The sequence below is a fragment of the Pantoea sp. SIMBA_079 genome, from assembly GCF_046940275.1.
GTDB lineage: Bacteria > Pseudomonadota > Gammaproteobacteria > Enterobacterales > Enterobacteriaceae > Pantoea > Pantoea borealis.
The window spans coordinates 1-268 of sequence record NZ_JAWRYR010000371.1 but is presented as its reverse complement, the minus strand read 5'-3'; the positions used below and the strand labels follow the sequence as shown (position 1 = coordinate 268).

Genomic DNA, 268 nt, shown 5'->3' with positions numbered 1-268 from the left:
CTCGTGTTCCCGGCGCTTAACAACATACTGCCTTACTGCCCTACCCCCTATTCCCTTAAACAAGGAACCAGAAATGAAAGTACAACCCAAAGCCTCGCACTTCATCGGCGGCGCATTCGTGGAAGACAAGGCAGGAAAGCCTTTGCCAGTCATCTATCCGGCGACGGGTGAAGAGATCGCCAAGCTTTATTCCGCCACGCCCGGCGTGATCGAGGCGGCTTATGCGGCTGCGCTGAAAGCGCAAGGCGAATGGGCCGCGCTGAAGCCC

1 protein-coding gene is annotated in these 268 nt (G+C 57.5%); it reads left to right on the top strand.

The window, feature by feature from the left end; all coding sequences use genetic code 11:
- Positions 1–73: 73 nt before the first annotated feature.
- Positions 74–268, top strand: a 195-nt coding sequence (locus tag SB719_RS20415) for an aldehyde dehydrogenase family protein (protein ID WP_412159779.1), incomplete at its 3' end; no start/stop codon positions are given.